The organism is Mesorhizobium sp. B2-3-4 (assembly GCF_006442315.1).
In the GTDB taxonomy this organism is placed as follows: Bacteria; Pseudomonadota; Alphaproteobacteria; order Rhizobiales; family Rhizobiaceae; genus Mesorhizobium.
In genome coordinates, this window is record NZ_VFVY01000003.1 from 322986 (window position 1) to 345588 (window position 22603).

Below are 22603 nucleotides of genomic sequence, written 5' to 3' on the forward strand. Positions count from 1 at the left end.
CCCTCACTTTGGGTGTCGCAGACGCGGATTGGCGACGATAGCCGCGATATCCGCGATGATGTTGAGGCTGATGTAGACGGCAGCGAAGATCAGGCCGACCGCCTGCACCACCGGCACGTCGCGCTTGGTGACATGGTCGACCAGATACTGTCCCATGCCTGGATAGACGAAGATCACCTCGACCACGACGACGCCGACGATGAGATAGGCAAGGTTGAGCATGACGACGTTGATGATCGGCGCGATGGCATTGGGAAAAGCGTGCTTGCGGATCACCGAAAAGGCCGAAAGCCCCTTGAGTTCCGCCGTCTCGACATAGGCCGACTGCATGACGTTGAGGATCGCCGCCCGGGTCATGCGCATCATGTGCGCCAGCACCACCAGCGTCAGCGCCGTCGCCGGCAGCGCGATGGCCTGCATGCGCTCGCCGAAAGGCATACCGTCATAGACGGTCGAGATCGCCGGGAAGATCTGCCATTTCACCGCGAAGAAATAGACCAGGAGATAGCCGATGAAGAATTCTGGGAAGGAGGTCGAGGCGAGCGCCAGCCCGGAGATCAGCTTGTCCACCCAGCCATTGCGGTAGCGCACCGCGATCAAGCCAAGCGTGATCGCCAGCGGAATGGCCACGATCGCCGCCCAGAAGGCGAGGAACAGCGTATTCCACAGCCGGCCCTTGATCGAGGTCGCGATATCTTGCCCGCTCGACATGGCCGTGCCGAGGTCTCCGGTCAGAACGCCGCCGAGCCAGTGGAAATACCTGACATAGGCGGGGTCGTTCAGCCCAAGCTGCTCGCGCAGATTGGCGAGCGACTCCGGTGTCGCCGATTGTCCCAGAATGGCTTGCGCGACGTCGCCGGGCAGAATCTGCGTGCCGGCGAAGATCAGGACCGAGATGGCCAGCAGAAGGAGGATGCCCAGCGCAATGCGCTGGGCAACTAGTTTCAGGATGGGTGAAGACATCTCTGCAAAGCCGGACTCAGGCCTGCAGCCAGCACTTCGCCAGGGCGTAACCGTTCATCAGCTCCTGATGCGGATCGTCGACCCAGCCATCGACCTTGGCGCCGGTCGCGTCGATGAACTGGTTGAACATCGGCAGGATCAGGCCGCCCTCGTCGCGCACCAGGACAGCCATGTCGTGATACATCTGCTTGCGCTTGGCCTCGTCGAGTTCCGCACGAGCCGCCAGCACCATCTTGTCGAAGTCCGGGCGCTTGAAACGCGTGTCGTTCCAGTCGGCGGTCGACAGATAGGCGGTAGAGTACATCTGGTCCTGCGTCGAGCGGCCACCCCAATAAGAGGCGCAGAAGGGCTGCTTGTTCCAGACCTCGTTCCAGTAGCCGTCGCCGGGCTCGCGCTTGAGCTCGATCTTGATACCGGCCTTTGCCGCGCTCTGCTGGAAGAGCTGCGACGCATCGACGGCACCCGGGAAGGCGACGTCCGAGGTCCTGAGCAGCACGGTGCCGTCATGACCGGACTTCTTGTAATGGAACTTGGCCTTGTCGGGATCGTATTTGCGCTGCTCGATCTCTGTGAACAGCGGGTAGGCCGAGTTGATCGGAAAGTCGTTGCCGAGCGAGCCGTAGCCGCGCAGCACCTTGGTCAGCATCTCCTCGCGGTCGATGGCGAGCTTCAGTGCCATTCTGAGGTCGTTGTTGTCGAACGGCGCCGTGTTGCAATGCATGATGAACACGTAGTGGCCGGGGCCGGCGTGGTTGCGGATGGTGACCCCCGGCACGCGCTTGATCAGGTCGACGATCTTCGGCTCGACGCGGTTGATCATGTTGACCTGGCCGCCCTGCAGGGCCGCCGTGCGGGCCGTGGCGTCGTTGATGACGATGACCTCGATCTGGTCGGCGTGGCCCATCTTGTCGCCCTGCCAGTAATTGGCGAAGCGCTCGCCGCCATGGCGCACGCCGGGCTCGTTGGTCTTGACGACGTAGGGGCCGGCCGAGATGCCCGCATCCGGCTTGTCCTTGCCGCCGTTCGGCTGGACGATCAGGTGGTAGTCGCTGAGCAGGTAGGGAAGGTCGGCATTGGCCTCCTTCAGCGTCAGTACCACTTCCTTGCCGCTGGCCTTGATGGTCTCGATGCCCTTCATGTAGCCGAGCGCGCCGGACTTCGACTTCTCGTCCGAATGGCGTTCCAGCGTCGCGGCCACGTCTTCTGCGGTCACCGTCTTGCCGTTGTGGAATTCGACGCCGTCGCGGATTTTCAGCGTCCAGGTCTTGGCGTCCTTGGACGAGCCGATGTCCTCGGCGATGCGGTTCTCGAGCTTGCCGTCCGGCGACAGCTCGACGATCATTTCGCCCCAGCACTTGCCGAAGGCGAACGGCACCTGCGTCATCATCAGCGCCGGATCGAGGCTGTTGGTGGACTCGCCGCCGACCAGGCCGGCTTTCAGCGTGCCGCCCTTGACCGGGCCGGCCGCGCGCGCTGCACTCGAAAGCAGCGCGTTCGCGAAGGGCGCGGTTATGCCGAGCGCCGCCGCCCGGCCAAGGAAATCGCGACGGCTCAATTTGCCCGACGCAACGCGCCGGCTAAGGAATTCCAGTTCGTTTGACATTTGAGTTCCTCACTCTGTTGGTTCGACTCTGCGGTCGATTTTCTTGCTTGTTGTTGAGGGGAATAATGACCGCAAGGGAAAGCGGTAAGCAAGACCGAATGCGACATGCCGTGGCGTAAATGGCGCGTCGCATTTGGACCAATAGTATGGGAACTCAGACCAGCGAGCGTGGGACTGTTTCGTCGAAATTGCGCTCGAAGACGAGGTTTTCACCCTCGTAAGCCTCGATTCTGGCGCTGACGATGAAGTTTTGCGCGTCCGATCGCATCTCGGCGACGGTTTCGGTTCGCACCGACCATCCATTTCGCGACAGGGTCTGTGTCCAGTGCGTCCTGCCGGAGGCCGACAATGGATTGTCGGGATGGATCGTCCATGTCTCGCGCACGACGCTGCCATTGACCAGGCCATGCTCGAGATCGCGCACTTCGCCGAAGTCGTCCGTGATCGACAGCGTGACAATCCCAGTCTTTTCGTCATGGTCGACATGGCGTTCTGAATTGGCGGGCCGAATCGTTTCGGTCGCCCAGGGCGTCGCGCCTTCCGGTTCTCCGAAAACGGCTTCGTCGCCTGTTGCCAGCGGGCGCAACGGCACCGATAGCGTGGCCGCCGACAAGGTCAGTCGCACCGGCTCCGGCGAGGGCCAGATGGCCGGCCAGTAGGCGGTCGAAACGGCGACGCGCAGACGATGGCCGGCCGGCACGCGGTAGGCGCATTGATCGAGCACGACGCGCGCCGAAACCGTCTCTCCGGGGACCAGCGATTCGGGGAACTCATGCGAGTGGCGGTGTGTCAGATTGAGCACGCCATAGGAGATGAGTTCCGAGGCACCGTCGGGATGCACGTCGCAAAGCCGGACCGCGAGTTTGGCCTGGGGCCGATCGGAGGCGAGCTGGATTTCAAGCTCCGGCGCGCCGACGATCTCGATCGGCTTGCTGAGCTCAGCTTGGTCGAAACACACGGACAGCCCGTCGTCAGGGCGCTGATCGCCGGGCAGTTCCGGCCCGAAGGTGAAAGGAAAGTATTCGCCGCCGGCAAGGCCGCAGGTCTGTGGCGAGGCCACGGTTGAAGGCCCGGCCTCGGCAGAAATGAGTTCGATCGCTTCAATCACTATGTTGGACGACGGCCACTCCTGCTCCGCTATCCAGCGGCCGGGCCGTTCCGGATGCCAGCGGGCGGGACGTACGCTGTCCATCACATACGCGCGATAGTCGGGATCGGCCTCGACGCCGGTCTCGGCGCCCTTCAGCCAGTGGTCCCACCAGCGTAGCGCTTCCTGCAGGAAGCCGATGGCGGGCTTGGGTCCGGCATAATGCGGATATTTGTGGATCCAGGGTCCGACGATGCCCTTGACCGGTGCCTCGATGTTGGTGACGAGGTGCGAAATCGTGTTGCGATAGCCGTCGTGCCAGCCGCCGATCGACAGCACCGCCGCCTTGACGGCGGGAAAATCTTCGCAGATCGAGCCGCGTTTCCAATAGGCGTCGCGATGCTGGTGGCGGAGCCAGAGCGGCAACAGGAAAGGCTGGTTCTCCAGCCGGGCCATCCACAGATCGCGCCATCTGTTGTCGCCGGCAATCAGCGGATCCGGCGGGCGCGACGAGTAAGACAGCATGGTCGAGGCCCAGCCGAAATTCTCAAGCAGCAGGCAACCGCCCTTGTAGTGGATGTCGTCGGCATAGCGGTCGACGGTCGAGCACAGGCTGATCACCGCCTTGAGCGCCGGCGGCTGCTTGGCCGCCACCTGCAGGCAGTTGAAGCCGCCCCAGGAAATGCCCATCATGCCGACATTGCCGTTGCACCAGGGCTGCGCTGCCGCCCAGGCGATGACATCGCAGGCGTCCTGAAGCTCCTGCTCGGAATATTCGTCGTCCATCAGCCCTTCGGAATCGCCATTGCCGCGCATGTCGACGCGGATCGAGGCATAGCCATGGCCGGCGAAATAGGGATGCGTCAGCTGGTCGCGAAAGATGGTGCCGTCGCGCTTGCGGTAGGGCAGGTGCTCAAGGATGACGGGCACCGGATCATCGCCTGCATCGTCCGGCATCCACACCCTGGCCGACAGCCGGCAGCCGTCCGGCATGACGATGCCCATATCGGGAAATTCGACGACCTTGCGGGGAAATTCGGTGATGGTTTTCATGGCAGGCATAACGCCCCGTGCCGAGGCGACTTTCAATCGCCATTCGCGACTGGAGCAGCGGAATATGCGACTTGGCCGCTACCGCAGTTCGTCGATCAGTTCAACGGAATCTCGTTATCCGCCTTGCTGTCCTGGTAGACGCCGGAGAGCTCGTCGTAGCGCTCGGAAATCCTGCCGATGCGCGCTTCCAGCCGCCCGCGTTCGCCATCCGGCAAAGCCCGCACCAGCCGGCGGATGGAAAAGCTCTTCCAATAGGCATTCTCGGCATTGTAGCCGCCGGGATCGAGAGTGAAGACCTCTTTCAGGATTTTCAGATCATGCGGGATAGCGAAGCTGTCTCGGGAGTCCTCATGGCTGAACAGATAGTAGAAATTGTCGAAACCGGTCCAGGTGATCGCCGACAGGCAGAGCGAGCAGGGTTCGTGCGTGGCGATGAAGATGGCGTCCTTGGTGTCGACGCGTTCAGCCTTGGGCATCTCGTAAAAGCGTTTCAGGCAGTGCACCTCGCCATGCCAGAGCGGATTTTCCATCTCGTTGTTGGTTTCGGCCAGCACCAGCGAGCGGTCGCTCTTGCGCAGGATGGCGGCGCCGAAAAGCTTGTTGCCATGGGCAACGCCTTCGGCCGTCTTAGGCACGATGTCGTGCTCGATGACGTCGAGCAGGCGGTCGATCAGCGAAACGTCGGTCATGGAGAGGCTTTCAGGGAAGGAGGATCTCGTAAGGGTGCGAGAAGTAAAACTCCTCGAGGTTCGAGCCGTCGCCGCCACGGTCGACGATCAAAAAGTCCTGCGCCTCGCCGATCGGCGTCAGCACGCCGTGCCAGAGATTGCGGGAATAGTTGATGCCTTGCCCAGGCGCGGTGATGAAGGCATGCGGCTCGCCCGGTCCGTCGGTGCCGTCATGGCAGACGACGACCAGGAACGGGCGCGGCGACAGCGGGATGAAGGCCTGGCTGCCGAAGGGGTGGCGCTCGACCATGGTCAGCTTCAACGGCATCTCGTAAGGCGTGCCGCGCACCATCGAGATCAGCACCCGGGCATTGGGGCCCGTGGCCTCCGCGGTCGCCAGATCGTGGTAGCGCTCGGCGCGGCCGGCATTGATCGGGTAATGGTTGTCGCCACCCATGTCGATGACGTCGCCGAATTCGGCAAACGCCTCGCGGGTCAGCGGCCGCGCGACGATGCGAGCCAGGATGGAGCGGGTCACCGCGCGCGACCGCCAATGCCAGCCCCGCCGAGCTTGGCGTGCCGGTTGACGTCCTTGTAGAGCAGGTAGCGGAATTTTCCGGGGCCGCCGGCATAGCAGGCCTGCGGGCAGAAGGCGCGCAGCCACATGAAGTCGCCGGCCTCGACCTCGACCCAGTCCTGGTTCAGCCGGTAGACCGCCTTGCCCTCCAGCACGTAGAGCCCATGCTCCATCACATGCGTCTCGGCGAAGGGAATGACGGCGCCCGGCTCCAGCGTGACGATGGTGACATGCATGTCGTGGCGCATGTCGGCGGGATCGACGAAGCGTGTCGTTGCCCAACGGCCCTCGGTGCCGGCCATCGGCGTCGGCGCCACCTGCTGGTCGCTCGAGAAGAAGGCTTCCGGTGTGTCCAGGCCGTCGACGGCCTCATAGGCCTTGCGGATCCAGTGGAAGCGGACGGCGGAACCGCTCTCGTTGCGCACCGTCCAGCCGCTTGCCGGCGGCAGGAAGGCAAAGCCGCCGGGCGCCAGCACATGCTTTCTGCCGGCGAGCGATACGGTGAGCTCGCCCTCGACCACGAACAGCACGCCTTCGGCGCCGGCGTCGGGTTCGGGCCGGTCGCTGCCGCCGCCGGGCAGAACCTCGACGATGTACTGCGAAAACGTCTCGGCAAAGCCTGACAGCGGCCTTGCGATGATCCAGGCCCTCGTCTCGTCCCAGAATGGCAAGGGGCTGGTGACGATGTCCTGCATCACGCCTTTCGGGATAACCGCATAGGCCTCGGTGAAGACGGCGCGCCCGGTCAAAAGCTCGTTCTGGCCGGGATGGCCGCCATGCGGTGCGTAGTAAATGCGCTCTGGCGTCTTGATCATATCCATGGGGCCTTGAACCTATTGCGGGAGCATGTCTTTCAGCCGAAGCAGCGCGATGCGTTCGACCTGTTTGCAGGCGGTATCGAATTCGACGCCGCGGCTGTTGCCGATGCGGGCTTCGAACTCGCCGAGGATTTCCTCCTTGGTCTTGCCTTTCACCGCGATGATGAATGGGAAGCCGAAGGTGGTGACGTAGGCGGCGTTGAGCTTGGAGAACAGCTCGCGTTCCTTGTCGGTCAGCGCGTCGAGGCCGGCCGACGCCTGTTCCCGGGTCGATTCCGCCGTCAGCCGCTTGGCCTTGGCGAGCTTTCCGGCGAGGTCCGGATGGGCGTTGAGCACGCCGAGCCGTTCGGTCTCGCTTGCCGAGCGGAAGACGCGGCACAGCGCATTGTGCATCCCGCCGGCCGTGTCGTGCGCCGGGCCGAGCTCCAGTTCGTATGCCCGCTCCGCGATCCAGGGCGAGTGTTCGAACACCCCGCCGAAGGTGTGGACGAACGTCTCGAATTCCATCTTCGACGGCCGCAGGGCGGCGGGCTGATACGGATGATTTTCCTGCCAGTGCCTGGCGATGTCGATGCGCCGCGCCAGCCAGACCCTGTCGTGCGATTTCACATAGTCGACGAAGCGCTTCAGCGCCGCCACCCGGCCCGGCCGCCCGACGAGACGGCAATGAAGGCCGATATTCATCATCCGCGGCCTGCCCGCCTTGCCCTCGGCATAGAGCGTGTCGAAACTGTCCTTCAGATAGGCGAAGAACTGGTCGCCCGAATTGAAGCCTTGCGGCGTGGCGAAGCGCATGTCGTTGGCGTCGAGCGTATAGGGAATGACGAGCTGCGTGCCGCCCCCATGCTCGAACCAATAGGGTAACTCGTCGTCATAGGTGTCCGAGACGTAGTCGAAGCCGCTCTCCTCGGCCACCAGCCGCACCGTGTTGACCGATGTGCGGCCCGTATACCAGCCGGTCGGGCGCTGGCCGGTAACCTCGTAATGCAGTTTGATCGCCGCTTCGAGGTCGCGGCGCTCGTCCTCGGCGGCGTGGTCGCGGTAGTCGATCCATCGCAACCCGTGCGAGGCGATTTCCCAACCGGCGTCCTGCATGGCCGTGACCTGGTCGGGCGAGCGGGCGAGCGCGGTGGCGACGCCGTAGCAGGTCACCGGCACCTGCGCCTCGCTGAACAGTCGCAGCAGCCGCCAGAAGCCGGCGCGCGCACCATATTCATAGATCGATTCCATGTTCCAGTGGCGCTGGCCCACCCAGGGCGCCGCGCCGACGATTTCCGACAGGAAGGCCTCCGAGGCCTTGTCGCCGTGCAGCACGCAGTTCTCGCCACCCTCTTCGTAGTTGACGACGAACTGTACGGCGACATGCGCGCCGCCAGGCCATTTCGGATCGGGCGGATTGGCTCCGTAGCCACGCATGTCCCTGGTGTAACGCATCGTCCCTCCGCGCCCGGCATCACCGGAAGTATGATCAGAATATCGAAAGGGCTGCTCCCGCATTCCCCTCAAAATTTTTGAAAGTGTTTTTGTCGCGCTCCGCTCGACCGGGACTTATGCATCGCCTTTAATTGGCGCACAATTCGTCACTGTTGTTCTGATGTACCTGGATGGGAGGCGGCCAATGGCAGAAACGTCGAAAGCCGATGGCGGGCGCCTGACGACCCACGTGCTGGATACCGCGACCGGCAAGCCGGCGGCGGGCCTGTCGATCGCGCTTTATCGCATCGACGGCTCGGCGAAGGCGCTTCTGAAGACCGTCGTCACCAATTCCGATGGCCGCTGCGATGCCCCACTGCTGGCCGGTGCCGATTTCCGTAGCGGCGAATACGAGCTGGTGTTCGCCGCCGGCGATTATCTGCGCGGCCAGGGCACGAAGCTGCCCGAACCGGCGTTCCTCGACAGCGTGCCGATCCGCTTCGGCATGGCGGAGGCGGTGCATTATCATGTACCATTGCTGATCTCGCCCTACGGTTATTCCACCTACAGGGGCAGCTGAGGCATGGCCAAGGTCGACATCCGCAACGAAATCCGCTTCATCCTCAATGGCAGCGACGTCGTGCTGACGTCCGTGGCGCCCGACGCGACCTTGCTCGACTGGCTTCGCCTCGACCGCACGCTGCGCGGCACCAAGGAAGGCTGCGCCGAGGGCGATTGCGGCGCATGCACGGTGCTCATCGGCAAGCTTTCGGCCGCGGGACTGGTCTATGAGAGCGTCAATGCCTGCATCCGCTTCCTCGGCTCGCTCGACGGCACCCATGTCGTGACAGTCGAGCATCTGCGCGGCGAGCCGGGCAAATTGCATCCGGTGCAGCAGGCGATGGTCGATTTCCATGGCTCGCAATGCGGCTTCTGCACGCCGGGCTTCGTCATGTCGCTCTACGGACTGTGGATGAAGTCGCCGGACCCCTCGAACGCCGCCATCGAAAAGGCCCTGCAAGGCAATCTCTGCCGCTGCACCGGCTATGAGGCGATCATGCGCGCGGCGCACGCCATATCGAGCTATGGCAAGGCGACAAAGGACCCGCTGGCAGCGGAACGCCGGGACATTACGACACGGCTGCAGGCGTTGCGCGACGGCGCCAGGGTCGAGATCGGCGCCGGCAAGACGCGGCTGGTCGTGCCGGCCGATGCCGACGATTTTGCATCTGTCTTCGAGCATGAACCCGCCGCCACGGTCGTCGCGGGATCGACCGATGTCGGCCTGTGGGTGACCAAGCACATGCGCGACATCTCGCCGGTGATCTTCATCGGCAATCTGCCGGGGCTTTGCGCCATCACGGAAGATAAAGGCGTCATATCGATCGGCGCCGGCGTCACCTACACCGAGGCCTTTTCGACGCTGTCCAAACGCATCCCGGCGCTCGGGCCGCTGGTCGACCGCATCGGCGGCGAACAGGTGCGCAACATGGGCACCATCGGCGGCAACGTCGCCAACGGCTCGCCGATCGGCGATACGCCGCCGCCGTTGATCGCGCTCGGCGCAAGGCTGACGCTGCGCAAGGGCAAGAAGCGGCGCACGATCCCGTTGCAGGATTTCTTCATCGCCTACGGCAAGCAGGACCGTCAGCCCGGCGAATTCGTCGAGGCGGTGCATGTGCCCGTTCCGGCCAAGGACACCAGGTTCGCCGTCTACAAGGTCACCAAGCGCCGCGACGAGGATATCACCGCAACCCTTGGTGCCTTCCATCTGAATTTGGCCAAGGACGGCACGGTTGCCGATATCCGTATCGCCTATGGCGGTATGGCGGCGACGCCGAAGCGGGCGTCGGCCGTCGAGAAGGCGCTGATCGGCAAGGTTTGGAATGAGGCGACGGTCGAAGCCGCGATGGCCGAATACGCCAACGATTTCACGCCGCTCACCGATATGCGGGCGACCGCTGAATATCGGGCCTTGGCGGCGAAGAACCTGTTGCTGCGTTTCTATGTGGAAACCACCGGCAACAAGGCGCCTTTCCAGGTCTCACGCAGCGAGGCGGCATGATGAACAAGCACGCCACGCCGAACCTCAAGGCTGAGAAGATCGTTGGCGGCGTCGCCACCGACCAGCGGCATGATTCCGCCCACAAGCACGTCAGCGGCAGCGCCGTCTATATCGACGACATGCCGGAGCCGGCAGGCACGCTGCATGTCGGGCTTGGCCTATCGAAGGTGGCGCATGGCATCCTGAAAAGCGTCGATCTCTCGGCGGTGCGCGCGGCGCCCGGTGTCGTCGACGTGCTGACTTATGCCGACGTGCCGGGTGAAAACGATGTCTCGCCGAGCAATATGCATGACGATCCTGTGTTGGCCGAAGGCAAGGTGCAGTTCTTCGGCCAGCCGATCTTCGCGGTGATCGCGCAGACGCGCGAGGCCGCGCGCCGCGCGGCGCGTCTGGCCAGGATCGAGTATGACGAGCTTCCCGCCTTGATAAGCATCTGGCCTCTCGATCCGGCCAAAGACAAGCAGGTCACCACGCCGCTGACCTTGCGTCGCGGCGATGCGGCTGCCGCCATCGCCGCGGCGCCGCGTCGGGTGAAGGGGCGCATGAAGCTCGGTGGCCAGGACCATTTCTATCTCGAGGGCCAGGTGTCGCTCGCCATACCCGGCGAGGATGACGAAGTGATCGTTTATTGCTCGACGCAGGGGCCGAGCGAGACGCAGCATCTGGTCGCCCATGCGCTCGGCGTGCCGAGCCATGCGGTGACGGTGGAGGTCCGCCGCATGGGCGGCGGCTTTGGCGGCAAGGAAACCCAGGCCAACCAGTGCGCGGCGATCGCCGCCATCGCGGCCAAGAAACTCCACCGCGCCGTCAAGGTCCGGCTCGACCGCGACGAGGACATGACCGCCACCGGCAAGCGGCACGATTTCGCCATCGACTACGAGGTCGGCTTCGACGACGAGGGCCATATCCTCGGCGTGGATTTTCTTTTCGCCCTCAATGCCGGCTTCTCCGCCGACCTGTCCGGCCCGGTCGGCGACCGTGCGCTGTTCCACTGCGACAACGCCTATTTCTACCCGAATGTGCACGCCAAGTCGGCGCCGCTTTACACCAACACGGTGTCGAACACCGCCTTTCGCGGCTTCGGTGGCCCGCAAGGCATGGTCGGCGCCGAGCGCGTCATCGACGAGGTCGCCTTCGCGGTCGGCAAGGATTCGCTCGAGATCCGCAAGCTGAATTTCTACGACCCGATGGAGGCGATCGGCGCACGCTGCGTCACGCCCTATCACCAGAAGGTCGAGGATTGCATCATCCAGCGCATCGTGGCGGAACTGGAGGAGAGCGCCAATTATACCAGACGGCGGCGCGAGATCAGGGCCTTCAACGCCAACAGCCGCTTCATCAAGCGCGGCCTGGCGCTGACACCGGTCAAGTTCGGCATTTCCTTCACCAAGACCGAGTCCAACCAGGCCGGCGCGCTGGTCCATGTCTATGCCGACGGTTCGGTGCACATGAACCATGGCGGCACTGAAATGGGCCAGGGCCTTCACCTCAAGGTGGCGCAGGTCGTGGCCGAGGAATTCCAGATCGACCTGGACCGCGTCAAGATCACCGCCACCACAACAGCCAAGGTGCCCAACACCGCGCCGACGGCGGCGTCGTCGGGCGCCGACCTCAATGGCATGGCGGCGCAGAATGCGGCGCGCCAGATCCGCCAGCGCCTCACCGACTTCGCCGCCGAAAAATACCAGGTGCCCGTCGACCAGGTGGTGTTCCTCCCCAACCGGGTACGCGTCGGCAACCAGGAGGTCTCCTTCAACGATCTCATCAAGCAGGCCTATATTGCGCGCGTGCAGCTGTCGGCCGCCGGCTTCTACAAGACGCCGAAGATCCACTGGGACCGCAGCAAGGGCCAGGGCCACGCCTTTTACTACTACGCCTATGGCGCGGCCTGCTCCGAAGTCTCGGTCGACACGCTGACCGGCGAATATGTCGTCGAGCGCGCCGACATCCTGCATGATTGCGGCCGTTCGCTGAACCGGGCGATCGACATCGGCCAGGTCGAGGGCGGCTTCATCCAGGGCATGGGCTGGCTGACGACGGAAGAACTATGGTGGGACGACAAGGGCCGGCTGCGCACCCACGCGCCGTCGACCTACAAGATCCCGCTGGCGTCGGACCGGCCGAAGATCTTCAACGTGGCGCTGACCGACTGGTCGCAGGCTTACGAGCCGACGATCCATCGCTCCAAGGCGGTCGGTGAGCCGCCGCTGCCGCACGGCATGTCGGTTTTGCACGCGCTGTCGGATGCCGTGGCGAGCGTCGCCGACCACAGGATCTGCCCGCGCCTCGACGCGCCGGCAACGCCCGAGCGCGTGCTGATGGCGATCGAGCGGCTGAAGAAAGAGGCCAGGGCAGGCGGCTGATCCCGCCAAAGGTGCAATTCCAGCCGAAAAATCCTATATTCCCTGTTCGGGAACGTGAGCGATGAACTCGAAAGTGCAAAGCCTCAAAGCCTTTCTCGGCACCGCCGCCCGGCTTGCGCTGGTCGAAGTGGCCGGCACGAAAGGCTCGACGCCGCGCGAGAAGGGCGCCTTCATGCTCGTCTCGCAAGGAGCGATCCTTGGCACCATCGGCGGTGGCCAGCTCGAATACATGGCCATCGACAAGGCCAGGCAGATGCTTCCCTCGTCCTCGAAAGCAAGGGGCGCCCGCATCGAGGTCAACGAAGTCTGCGCCACGCTCGATGTGCCGCTCGGCCCTGAGATCGGCCAGTGCTGCGGCGGACGGGTCGAGGTTTTGATCCGCCTGATCGATGCCGCGCTGGCCGCCGAACTGGTCGCGGCGGCCGAGACCGAGGAAGCCCACCTGCCGCATGTCTATATCTTCGGCGGCGGCCATGTCGGCCAGTCGCTGGCTTCGGCCATCGCGCTGCTTCCTGTCCATGGCGTCGTCATCGAGACCCGCGCCGAGGCACTGGAAGGCATGCCGGAAACCGTCGAGACGCGGCTGACGCCGATGCCGGAGGCCGAGGTGCGCAACGCGCCCGCTGGCACCGCCTTCGCCATCCTGACCCATGACCATGCGCTGGATTTCCTGATCGTCGCCGAGGCGCTGAAACGCGACGACGCGGCCTATGTCGGCATGATCGGCTCGAAGACCAAGAAAGCCACCTTCAAGAACTGGTTCTTGAAGTCGGCCGACGGTGTTGAAGACGAATTTGCCCGCCTCGTCTCGCCCATCGGCGGCGATGCCGTCAAGGACAAGCGCCCGCCTGTCATCGCGGCACTTGCCGCTGCCGAGATCATGACGGCATTGGTCATGCACAGTGCGGTGTCAAATGCCGGCCATCAGGTCCAGCACCGCAAGGTCATGGCTGGCTAGCCACCGTCGATCTCTCCGTTTTTCGATCGCAGGAAAGATGCATTTGCGGTATCCACCCGGCGTATCGGCACGAGGCGAGGATACATGAACGTTCTGAAGATAGCAGCTTTCTCGGATGGTGACACCGGTGGCAATCCTGCCGGAGTGCTGATCGGCGATGCCTTGCCCGACGCTGCCGAAATGCAGCGTCTGGCGGCGGAAGTCGGGTTCTCGGAGACGGCCTTTGCCGCGCCGGATGGAGAGAACTGGCGGGTCCGCTATTTCTCGCCGGAAACCGAGGTTCCATTCTGCGGTCACGCCACCATCGCCTTGGGAGCCGCCCTCGTCCGGCAGTTCGGCGACGGAGTTTTCCCGCTCACTCTTAACCAGGCGAGCATCACGGTCGAAGGGTTTCGTGATGGTGCCAACGTTGCCGCCGCGTTGCAGTCGCCGCCGACACGCAGCAAGCCGGCGCCGCCGGCGCTGATTGCCGAGGCGCTGGCCCTGTTCGGCTATGCCGCGGCCGATCTCGATCCGGCCATTGCGCCGGCGTTGATCCATGGAGGTGCCGACCACCTTGTGCTTGCCCTCAACTCGCGCGAGGCGCTGGCGGCCATGCGCTACGATCTGAAGGCCGGACAGATCCTCATGCGGCGTGAGCGGCTGGTGACAATCCTGCTCGCCTATTCCGAAACGCCGCGCTTGTTCCACACGCGCAACCCCTTTGCATCCGGTGGGGTCTACGAGGATCCCGCGACAGGCGCTTCGACCGCGGCATTCGCCGGTTATCTGTGCGACCTCGGCTGGCCGCATGGCGGCGCGATCGACATCGTGCAAGGCGAGGACATGGGCATGCGCTCGCGCCTGCATGCCGAAATCGGTCCGGAAATCGGCGGCTCGATTAGAGTTTCCGGCACCGCGCGGATGATGGACGAGATATAGAAGCCGCTGGATTCAGGCCGGCCGTTTCAAGCCCAGATGGTCGCGCAGCGTATTGCCTTCATATTCCCGGCGGAACAGGCCGCGCCGCTGCAGTTCCGGCACTACCAGCGTGGCAAAGGCATCGAGTTCCCCGGGGAAATAAGAAGGCATCACGTTGAAGCCGTCCGCCGCACCGCCTTCGAACCGCGCCTGCAACTCGTCGGCGACCTGCGCCGCCGTGCCAACAATACGCCAATGGCCGCGCGCGCCGGCGAAATGGCGCGCAAGCTGGCGGATGGAAAGCCCGTCGCGGCGCGATTGCTCGACGACCAGCGCCTGCCGGCTTTTCATGCCCTCGCTTTCCGGCAGGTCAGGCAGCGGCCCGTCGATCGGGTGGCGCCACAGATCGGAGATGCTGAGATAGCTGGACAAGAGCGCAACGCCGACATCGTCGGGGATCAGCGCCTGCAATTCCTCGAATTTTTCACGCGCCTCGGACTCGGTCTCGGCCACCACGGGCGCGACGCCGGGCATGATCTTGATGTCGTCGGGCTGGCGCCCGTAGGTCGCCGTGCGGCCTTTGAGGTCGTCATAAAAAGTCTTCGCTTCCTCGAAGGTCTGAGCGGCGGTGAACACCACATCGGCGGTGCGGGCGGCGAGCTCGCGGCCGACATCGGAAGCGCCGGCCTGGACCATCACCGGCGCGCCCTGCGGCGAGCGTGGCAGGTCGATTGCGTCCTGCACTGAAAAACTCTGGCCGTCATGGCCATGGAAGCTTTCGCCATGCCACAGCCCGGTGACCACCTCGGCGAATTCGCGTGCCCGTTCATAGCGGTCGGCATGCGGCTTGAGGCCTGTCGCGCCGAAATTGGCGGCCTCGATCGGGCTGGCCGAGGTCACCAGGTTCCAGCCGGCGCGGCCGCCGCTCAGATGATCGAGCGACAGGAAGGTCCGCGCCAGGCCATACGGCTCGTTGTAGCTCGTAGAGGCGGTGGAGACGAGGCCGATGCGGCTGGTCTGCACGGCGATGGCCGACAACAGGCTGATCGGCTCGAAGCCGATCGAGCGTGAGGTCTGGCTGGCGATGCCGACATTGGCCTCGCGCAAGCCGGCTGCGTCCTCACAGAAGATCATGTCGAACTTCGCGGCTTCCGCGGTCCGCGCCAGCTGGATGTAATGGTCGATGTCGATGCCGGCCCTGACATGCGCCTTGGGATGGCGCCAGGCGGCGATGTGATGGCCAGTCGCCCACAGGAAGGCGCCGAGCTTCATCTGGCGGGTCATTGGTTGCCTCCGCCGGTCAGTCCAAGATGCGAGCGCAGCGTGGTGCCGCGATAATGTTCCTGAAACAGGCCACGCCGGCGCAGGTCCGGCAGGATGCGATCGGCAAAATCGTCGAACACCGAAAGCTGCGCCGGCAGGCGGATGTTGAAACCGTCGCAGCCTTTCGAGCGGAAGGCCTCCTCCAGCCTGTCGGCCAGCCCGCCGAGGCTGGCGGCGGTGAGCGATACGTCAGTCAGCACCTTCACCGCACCTGGTTCGCGCCCGCATGCCGAAACGCGGCGCTTGATATCGCCATGGCGCGCCTTGTTCTCTGCCGCCTGCCGCTCGTCCAGCAGGATGACATCGGCGTTGCGGGCGGCAATGTCGAGGTCGCCTTCCGACAGGCCGGCCAGCACCAGCACCGGCCTGTCCTGCGGCGAGCGCGCGACGTTCAGCGGTCCGCGCACCGAGAAGAACTCGCCCTTGTGGTCGAGAAGGTGCATCTTTTCCGGATCATGGAAGCGACCGCCGCTTTTGTCGAACAGCAATGCGTCCGCGTCCCAGCCTTGCCACAGGCCCAGGACGATGCCGAGATATTCCTGCGAGCGGCGGCGAAAATCATCGGCGGAAAACCCGTCAGGACGACTGAAATTGGCCGCCTCGCGCGCCGCCTGCGCCAACGTCGCGTTCCAGCCGGCGCGTCCGTGGCTGATCATGTCGAGCGAGGCAAAGCGGCGCGCCAGATTGTAGGGCTGGTGGGCGATAGTCGAGGCTCGCGCAACGAGGCCGATCTTTTCGGTAACGGTCGCCAGAGCGGCAACGAGAGTGGTCGCCTCGAATGGGCTGGTTGACGGCTCGCTGCCCGCCGCCGAGTCGGAGATGACGACCATGTCGATATGAGCCGCCTCTGCCTTGCGGACCAAGGCCGTTATCCCGGCCGGTGTGGTGCCTGCCTGGCCTTGAGCTGAAGCGATGTTGAGCGAAACAGCGAATAGCATTTGCGGTCCATCCGGCCGCCGGCGACATCGGCGCGGCCATCGGCTACCAACCTAGGCTGGCTTTCGCGCAAGGCAACCGGACGGGATAGGCCACGAGCCCGTCACTTGCCGTCCAGTCGTCCTCACTTGCCCGCCAGAATATCCTTGATCAGCCGCTGGCAGCGTTCCGCCATGAAGTCGAGCAAGAGCCGCACCTTGGGGTCCTGCAGCTTCTTGTGCGGATAGACGGCGGCGAATTGCACCGGCGTCGGTGGCGTACTGGTCAGGATCACTTTCAGCCGCCGGTCGCGAATGAAAGGCTCGACCTCGAAGCGCGGTTTGTTGATGATGCCGCGCCCCGACAGCGCCCAGCCGGTCAGCACGTCGCCATCGTCGGTGTCGTAGGGGCCATGCACTTCGAATTTTTGCGGGCCAGCTGGTGTCTGCAGGGTCCAGACATATTCGCGCGCGCCGGAATAGCGCAGCATCAGGCAGTCGTGCTTGCGGCCGATCAGCTCCTGCGGCTCCATCGGTTCGCCGCGCGCTTCAAGGTATTTGGGCGCCGCCACCAGCACGCGCTCGCATTCCATGATGCCGCGCATCCTGAGGCTGGAATCCTCGATGATGCCGAGCCTGAAGGCGACGTCGATGCCTTCCTTCATGATGTCGACATTGTGATCGGAAAGCCTGAGCCGGACCTCGATGTCAGGGTATTTGTCGTGGAAATCGGGAATGCCCGAGGCCACCAGCCGGCGCCCGAGGCCGAGCGGCGCGGTGACGCGTATGGTGCCGCGCGGCTGGCCCGACAGCGCCGAGACGGCGGCTTCGGCCTCGGTGATCGCTTCCAGCACCTGCTTGGCGCCTGTGTAGAACACCGTGCCGTGCTCGGTCGGCATCAATTGCCGGGTCGTCCGGTTGAACAGCCGCACGCCAAGATGCTTCTCCAGTTCCTTGATGCGGTTGGAAGCGACCGCCGGCGAAATGCGCATGTCGCGGCCCGCCGCCGACAGATTGCCGAGTTCGACGACGCGGACGAAGACGGCGATGTTGTCGAGATAGGCCATGCGGCTTCCGTGGCTCTCATGCGGCTGCGTATAGTGACCTTAGTATTTTCCATTTTTTTTTGAAAGTCATCGTACGCCTCGCCTCTTTTCGTTTGCGCGCCACACCGTAAAGTCACCGGATCGGCAGGGACGTATCAAATGATGGATTTCGCGATTTTCTGGGACTGGCTGAGCTTCGCCGTGCGCTGGCTGCACGTCATCACCGGCATCGCCTGGATCGGCTCGTCCTTCTACTTCGTCGCGCTCGATCTCGGCCTGCGCCAGCGCCCGGGCATGCCTGCCGGCGCCTTCGGCGAGGAATGGCAGGTGCATGGCGGCGGCTTCTACCACATCCAGAAATATTTGGTGGCGCCGGCCGAAATGCCGGAACACCTGACCTGGTTCAAATGGGAATCCTACGCCACCTGGCTGTCCGGCTTCGCCATGCTGTGCGTGGTTTACTATGCCGGCGCGGACCTGTTCCTGATCGATCCCAATGTGCTGCCGATGTCGGTGCCGGTCGGCATCCTCCTGTCGATGGCCACCATCGGCGTCGGCTGGGTCGTCTATGATCTCTTGTGCCGCTCGCCGCTGGGCAGGAGCGACACCGGCCTGATGCTGGTGCTCTATTGCGTGCTGGTGTTCATCGCCTGGGGGCTGACGCATCTGTTCACCGGCCGCGCCGCCTTCCTGCATCTGGGCGCCATCACCGCCACGATCATGTCGTGCAACGTGTTCATGGTCATCATTCCCAACCAGAAGATCGTCGTCGCCGACCTTATCGCCGGCCGCAAACCCGATCCCAAATACGGCAAGATCGCCAAGCAGCGCTCGCTCCACAACAATTACCTGACGCTGCCGGTGCTGTTCCTTATGCTGTCGAACCACTATCCGCTGGCGTTTGGCACTCAGTTCAACTGGGTCATCGCCTCGCTGGTGTTCATCATCGGCGTCCTGATCCGCCACTATTTCAACACCGTGCACAAGCGCGCCGGCAACCCGCACTGGACCTGGCTCGGCGCCCTTGTGCTGTTCATCATCATCATCTGGCTGTCGACCGTGCCGAAAGTGCTGACCGGCGAGCCGAAGGCTTCCGCTTCGGCCGAAATCTACATCGCCTCGGCGCATTTCCCGGCCGTGCGCGATACCGTGATGGGTCGCTGCTCGATGTGCCATACCGCGGAGCCGGTTTACGAGGGCATCTATCACGCGCCCAAGGGCGTCTTGCTCGACACGGATGCCAACATCGCCAATCACGCCCGCGAGATCTATATCCAGGCCGGCCGCAGCCACGCCATGCCGCCGGCCAATATCAGCCAGATCACGGACAAGGAACGCGCGCTGCTGGTGGCCTGGTTCGAAGGCGCGGGAAAATAAGCATGACCTCGACACTCATTCGCGGCCGCACGCTGTCCTTCGTGCGCTGGCCGCAGGCCATCGATGACCACTCCGCCTGGCGCTACGAGGAAGATGGTGGCCTCCTTATCCGCGACGGCAGGATCGTCGCGGCGGGCGCCTATGCCGATGTCGAGAAGCAAGCCGGCGAAGGCACGAAAAGGGTCGATCACCGGCCGCATTTGCTGTTGCCGGGCTTCATCGACGCGCATGTGCATTTCCCGCAGATGCAGATCATCGCCTCTTATGGCGCCGAACTGCTCGACTGGCTGAACACCTACACCTTCCCCGAGGAAACGAAATTCGCCAACGCCCAGCATGGCCGCCGCATCGCGCGGCTGTTCCTCGACGAGACGGTGCGGCATGGCACCACCACGGTTGCAGCCTATTGTTCGGTCCACAAAGCCTCGGCGGAAGCCTTTTTCGCCGAGTCGCATGCGCGCGACATGCTCAACATCGCTGGCAAGGTGATGATGGACCGCAACGCGCCGGAAGGCGTGCTCGACACGCCGCAATCCGGCTATGACGACACCAAGGCGCTGATCAAGGAGTGGCACGGCAAGGGGCGCCAGCACTACGCCATCACGCCGCGCTTCGCCATCACCTCGTCGCCGGAGCAGATGGAGATGGCCGGCGCGCTCTGCCGCGAGCATCCCGACCTGCACATGCAGACGCATCTGTCGGAAAACCACGCCGAGATCGCCTTTACCCAGCAGCTCTACCCCCGGGCTCGCGACTACACCGACGTCTACGAGCATTACGGTCTGCTCGGCAAAAGAAGCCTGTTCGGCCATTGCATCCATCTCGGCGAACGCGAGGCGGACGCGCTCTCGGACAGCGGTTCGGTGGCGGTGTTCTGCCCGACCTCGAACCTGTTTCTCGGCTCCGGCCTGTTCGACTATCAGCGCTTTCGGCGGCGGGACAAATCGCTGCGGATCGCGGCGGCCACCGATGTCGGCGGCGGCACCAACTATTCGATGTTGCGCACCATGGACGAGGGCTACAAGGTGATCGCGCTGAACGGCGAGAAGCTCAACCCGTTCCAGTCCTTCTGGCAGATCACGCGCGGCAATGCCGAGTCGCTCTCGGTGGTGGACAAGATCGGCACATTGGATGCAGGCACCGATGCCGACATCGTCGTGCTGGATGCCGGGGCAACCCCGGCGATGCGGCTCAGGATGGAAACGGTCGAGACGCTGGCGCAGGAATTGTTTCTCCTGCAGACGCTGGGCGACGACCGCGCCGTGCGCGAGGTCTATGTCGCGGGGCGGCCTGCCAAGAGCGACATCGCAATTTAGGACTGCGGTGTGTTGTCTGCTTGACCCGGCGGCAACCATCGGTCAAAGCGTGCGGCGAAGTTGACAGGGGAACGACATGGCCGTTGCTGACGACATCGCTCTGATCAAGAGACAGGAAGAGACCCTTGTCTTTACGGCTTTCGACGAAGCCGTCGCCTTCAAGATCGGCTCTGCCATCCGCGATCGCGCGCTGGCCGAAAACATGCCCGTCATCGTCGATATCAGGACGTTCGACCGGCCGCTTTTCTATGCCGCAATGCCGGGCTCGAACGCTTCCAATCCCGACTGGGCGCGGCGCAAGATCAATGTCGTCAGGCGCTACCTCAGAAGCACCTATCGTCTGGTTCTGGAACAGCAGCGCCCGGATCGTACCTTCAAGATCGGCGAGGGGCTGGACATCGCGGATTACGTGCTGGCCGGCGGCGGCTTCCCGGTCACCGTCAAGGGCGCCGGCGTCATCGGTGTGATCGCGGTATCCGGCTTGCCGGAGCGCCAGGATCATGGTGTCGTGGTCGATGCGCTCTGCGAGCATCTCGGCATCGAAAAGCGCGGCCTGGCTTTGTCGGCGGAAGCCGAATGACCGTTTCCGATCCCAAGGTCTTTCTCACCTCCATCTTCGACGCGGCGGTCGCAGCCGCCGATCCGGAACGCACCATCCGCGAGCATCTGCCGGCGAAGCCCAGGGGCCGTACCATCGTCATCGGCGCGGGCAAGGGCTCGGCGCAGATGGCGGCCGCCTTCGAGAAGGTCTGGGACGGGCCGATCGAAGGTCTGGTCGTCACCCGCTACGGCTATGGCGCCAAATGCGAGCGCATCGAAATCATCGAGGCCGCCCATCCGGTGCCGGACGCCGCCGGCCTCCAAGCCTCGCGGCGACTGCTCGCCAAAGTCCAGGGGCTGTCGGCGGACGACCTTGTCGTGGCGCTGATTTCCGGCGGCGGCTCGGCGCTGCTGCCATCTCCGGCCGCCGGCCTGACGCTGGCCGACGAGATCGCCGTCAACGAGGCGCTGCTTGCCTCCGGTGCGCCGATCGCGGCGATGAACACCATCCGCAAGCATCTCTCCACCATAAAGGGCGGCCGGCTGGCCGCCGCCGCCTGGCCGGCCAAAGTGGTGTCGCTGGTGGTTTCCGACATTCCCGGCGACAATCCAGCCCTTGTCGCCTCCGGGCCGACCGTTCCCGATGCCGGCAGCCGCGAGGACGCGTTGGCGTCTATATCGGCCTACGGCATGAAACTGCCGGCCTCGGTGATGGCGCACATCCAGTCACCGGCCGCCGATGCGCCGGATCCCGACGATGAGCGCTTTGCGCGCAACGAGGTACACCTGATCGCCTCCGCTGGCGTTTCGCTCGAAGCGGCGGTTGCCGAAGCCTCCAGGCAGGGCATCGAAGCCGTCATCCTTTCCGACGCCGTTGAGGGTGAAGCCCGCGACGTCGGCGGCGTCCACGCCGCGATCGCCCGCGAAGTGGCGACGCGTAGCCGGCCGTTTTCGAAGCCGGTGCTGATCCTCTCGGGCGGCGAGACCACCGTGACGCTGCGCGCGAAAGGCAAGGGCGGCCGAAATTCGGAATTCCTGCTCGCCTTCGCCGTCGCCATCAGCGGCGTGGAAGGCATCCACGCGCTTGCCGCCGACACCGACGGCATCGACGGTTCGGAAAACAATGCCGGCGCCTTTGCCGACGGCTCGACCGTATCGCGCATGCGGGCGGCGGGCGTGGATGCCAAGGCGATGCTGGCCGGCAACAATGCCTGGACGGCCTTCAATGCGGTGGGTGATCTGTTTGTGCCGGGACCTACGGGCACCAATGTGAATGATTTGAGGGCGATTCTCATTCGTTAGAGGGCGTGCAACACTCTTAACACAACGTTAGCGCTGCCCCTCATCCGCCTGCCGGCACCTTCTCCCCGTATAGAGACGGGGAGAAGGAAGCCAGGCGCACCTCCGCGCCCTTCTTGTCACGTTAATGGTTTGCGAAAGCGCCGATGACAGCGTCTTTCTCCCCGTCACTATACGGGGAGAAATGCCCGGCAGGGCAATGAGCGACTATCTGTTGTGTCAAGTTGCATTTGCGAACTCCACGCGCGCATCGCGTGCTTTTGCATTGAGGATGACGAGGAGTTTTCGGGCCAGCGCCATGCGAATGACCATTTTGGTTT

General features: G+C 64.0%; 19 protein-coding genes and 1 pseudogene. 9 read left to right on the plus strand and 11 right to left on the minus strand.

Annotation, left to right across the window (positions count from 1 at the left end; translation table 11 throughout):
* Window positions 1–3 precede the first annotated feature (3 nt).
* The 7 genes from FJ967_RS07790 to puuE form a co-directional block, all read right to left on the minus strand.
* Window positions 4–963: an ABC transporter permease gene (locus tag FJ967_RS07790; RefSeq protein ID WP_140731116.1), complete on the minus strand. Its 960-nt coding sequence runs from the start codon at window positions 961–963 to the stop codon at window positions 4–6.
* 16 nt (window positions 964–979) lie between these two features.
* Entirely contained in the window at window positions 980–2566 is a 1587-nt protein-coding gene (locus FJ967_RS07795; RefSeq protein ID WP_140731117.1) for an ABC transporter substrate-binding protein, read from the minus strand.
* A 154-nt stretch (window positions 2567–2720) separates the two neighbouring features.
* Entirely contained in the window at window positions 2721–4706 is a 1986-nt protein-coding gene (locus FJ967_RS07800) for a CocE/NonD family hydrolase (RefSeq protein WP_140731118.1), read from the minus strand.
* Window positions 4707–4801: 95 nt separating this feature from the next.
* Window positions 4802–5395, minus strand: coding sequence for a nucleoside deaminase (locus tag FJ967_RS07805; protein ID WP_140731119.1), 594 nt, complete (start codon window positions 5393–5395; stop codon window positions 4802–4804).
* A gap of 10 nt (window positions 5396–5405) precedes the next feature.
* Window positions 5406–5897, minus strand: coding sequence for an ureidoglycolate lyase (locus tag FJ967_RS07810; protein WP_140731159.1), 492 nt, complete (start codon window positions 5895–5897; stop codon window positions 5406–5408).
* A gap of 11 nt (window positions 5898–5908) precedes the next feature.
* A complete protein-coding gene (locus FJ967_RS07815) occupies window positions 5909–6772 on the minus strand; it encodes a bifunctional allantoicase/(S)-ureidoglycine aminohydrolase (RefSeq protein WP_140731120.1) in 864 nt (287 codons plus the stop codon).
* 12 nt (window positions 6773–6784) lie between these two features.
* Window positions 6785–8203, minus strand: coding sequence for an allantoinase PuuE (puuE, locus tag FJ967_RS07820; protein ID WP_140731121.1), 1419 nt, complete (start codon window positions 8201–8203; stop codon window positions 6785–6787).
* Between the two features lie 184 nt (window positions 8204–8387).
* On the opposite strand from puuE, the gene uraH reads away from it, so the two are divergent.
* The 5 genes from uraH to FJ967_RS07845 all read left to right on the plus strand — a co-directional run bounded on the left by uraH (window position 8388) and on the right by FJ967_RS07845 (window position 14489).
* Window positions 8388–8762 carry a hydroxyisourate hydrolase gene (gene uraH / locus FJ967_RS07825; RefSeq protein WP_140731122.1) on the plus strand — a complete coding sequence of 125 codons (375 nt, stop codon included), beginning with the start codon at window positions 8388–8390 and terminating at the stop codon, window positions 8760–8762.
* A gap of 3 nt (window positions 8763–8765) precedes the next feature.
* On the plus strand, window positions 8766–10247 hold the full coding sequence (xdhA, locus tag FJ967_RS07830) for a xanthine dehydrogenase small subunit (RefSeq protein ID WP_140731123.1): 1482 nt from the start codon (window positions 8766–8768) through the stop codon (window positions 10245–10247).
* Window positions 10247–12610, plus strand: coding sequence for a xanthine dehydrogenase molybdopterin binding subunit (gene xdhB / locus FJ967_RS07835; protein WP_140731124.1), 2364 nt, complete (start codon window positions 10247–10249; stop codon window positions 12608–12610). The genes xdhA and xdhB overlap by 1 nt, the downstream gene beginning before the upstream one ends.
* Before the next feature lie 61 nt (window positions 12611–12671).
* A complete protein-coding gene (gene xdhC / locus FJ967_RS07840) occupies window positions 12672–13568 on the plus strand; it encodes a xanthine dehydrogenase accessory protein XdhC (RefSeq protein WP_140731125.1) in 897 nt (298 codons plus the stop codon).
* 84 nt (window positions 13569–13652) lie between these two features.
* A complete protein-coding gene (locus FJ967_RS07845) occupies window positions 13653–14489 on the plus strand; it encodes a PhzF family phenazine biosynthesis protein (RefSeq protein WP_140731126.1) in 837 nt (278 codons plus the stop codon).
* Between the two features lie 12 nt (window positions 14490–14501).
* Here FJ967_RS07845 and FJ967_RS07850 read toward each other — a convergent pair whose 3' ends face one another.
* The 3 genes from FJ967_RS07850 to FJ967_RS07860 all read right to left on the minus strand — a co-directional run bounded on the left by FJ967_RS07850 (window position 14502) and on the right by FJ967_RS07860 (window position 17772).
* Window positions 14502–15752 carry an LLM class flavin-dependent oxidoreductase gene (locus tag FJ967_RS07850; RefSeq protein ID WP_140731127.1) on the minus strand — a complete coding sequence of 417 codons (1251 nt, stop codon included), beginning with the start codon at window positions 15750–15752 and terminating at the stop codon, window positions 14502–14504.
* Window positions 15749–16729, minus strand: coding sequence for an LLM class flavin-dependent oxidoreductase (locus FJ967_RS07855; protein WP_140731128.1), 981 nt, complete (start codon window positions 16727–16729; stop codon window positions 15749–15751). Before FJ967_RS07855 ends, FJ967_RS07850 begins: the two co-directional genes overlap by 4 nt.
* A 122-nt stretch (window positions 16730–16851) precedes the next feature.
* Complete coding sequence (locus tag FJ967_RS07860) at window positions 16852–17772, minus strand: LysR family transcriptional regulator (RefSeq protein WP_140731129.1); 921 nt, start codon at window positions 17770–17772, stop codon at window positions 16852–16854.
* 138 nt (window positions 17773–17910) lie between these two features.
* On the opposite strand from FJ967_RS07860, the gene FJ967_RS07865 reads away from it, so the two are divergent.
* The 4 genes from FJ967_RS07865 (at window position 17911) to FJ967_RS07880 (ending at window position 22286) form a co-directional block, all read left to right on the plus strand.
* Entirely contained in the window at window positions 17911–19128 is a 1218-nt protein-coding gene (locus FJ967_RS07865; RefSeq protein WP_140731130.1) for a urate hydroxylase PuuD, read from the plus strand.
* A 2-nt stretch (window positions 19129–19130) separates the two neighbouring features.
* Window positions 19131–20444, plus strand: a complete 1314-nt coding sequence (gene guaD / locus FJ967_RS07870; RefSeq protein ID WP_140731131.1) for a guanine deaminase — start codon at window positions 19131–19133, stop codon at window positions 20442–20444.
* A 76-nt stretch (window positions 20445–20520) separates the two neighbouring features.
* A complete protein-coding gene (locus FJ967_RS07875; protein ID WP_140731132.1) occupies window positions 20521–21024 on the plus strand; it encodes a heme-degrading domain-containing protein in 504 nt (167 codons plus the stop codon).
* Window positions 21021–22286: a glycerate kinase gene (locus tag FJ967_RS07880; RefSeq protein WP_140731133.1), complete on the plus strand. Its 1266-nt coding sequence runs from the start codon at window positions 21021–21023 to the stop codon at window positions 22284–22286. Before FJ967_RS07875 ends, FJ967_RS07880 begins: the two co-directional genes overlap by 4 nt.
* A gap of 216 nt (window positions 22287–22502) precedes the next feature.
* On the opposite strand, the pseudogene FJ967_RS34075 reads toward FJ967_RS07880, so the two are convergent.
* Window positions 22503–22603: pseudogene (locus tag FJ967_RS34075) on the minus strand (IS110 family transposase); the annotation flags it as partial.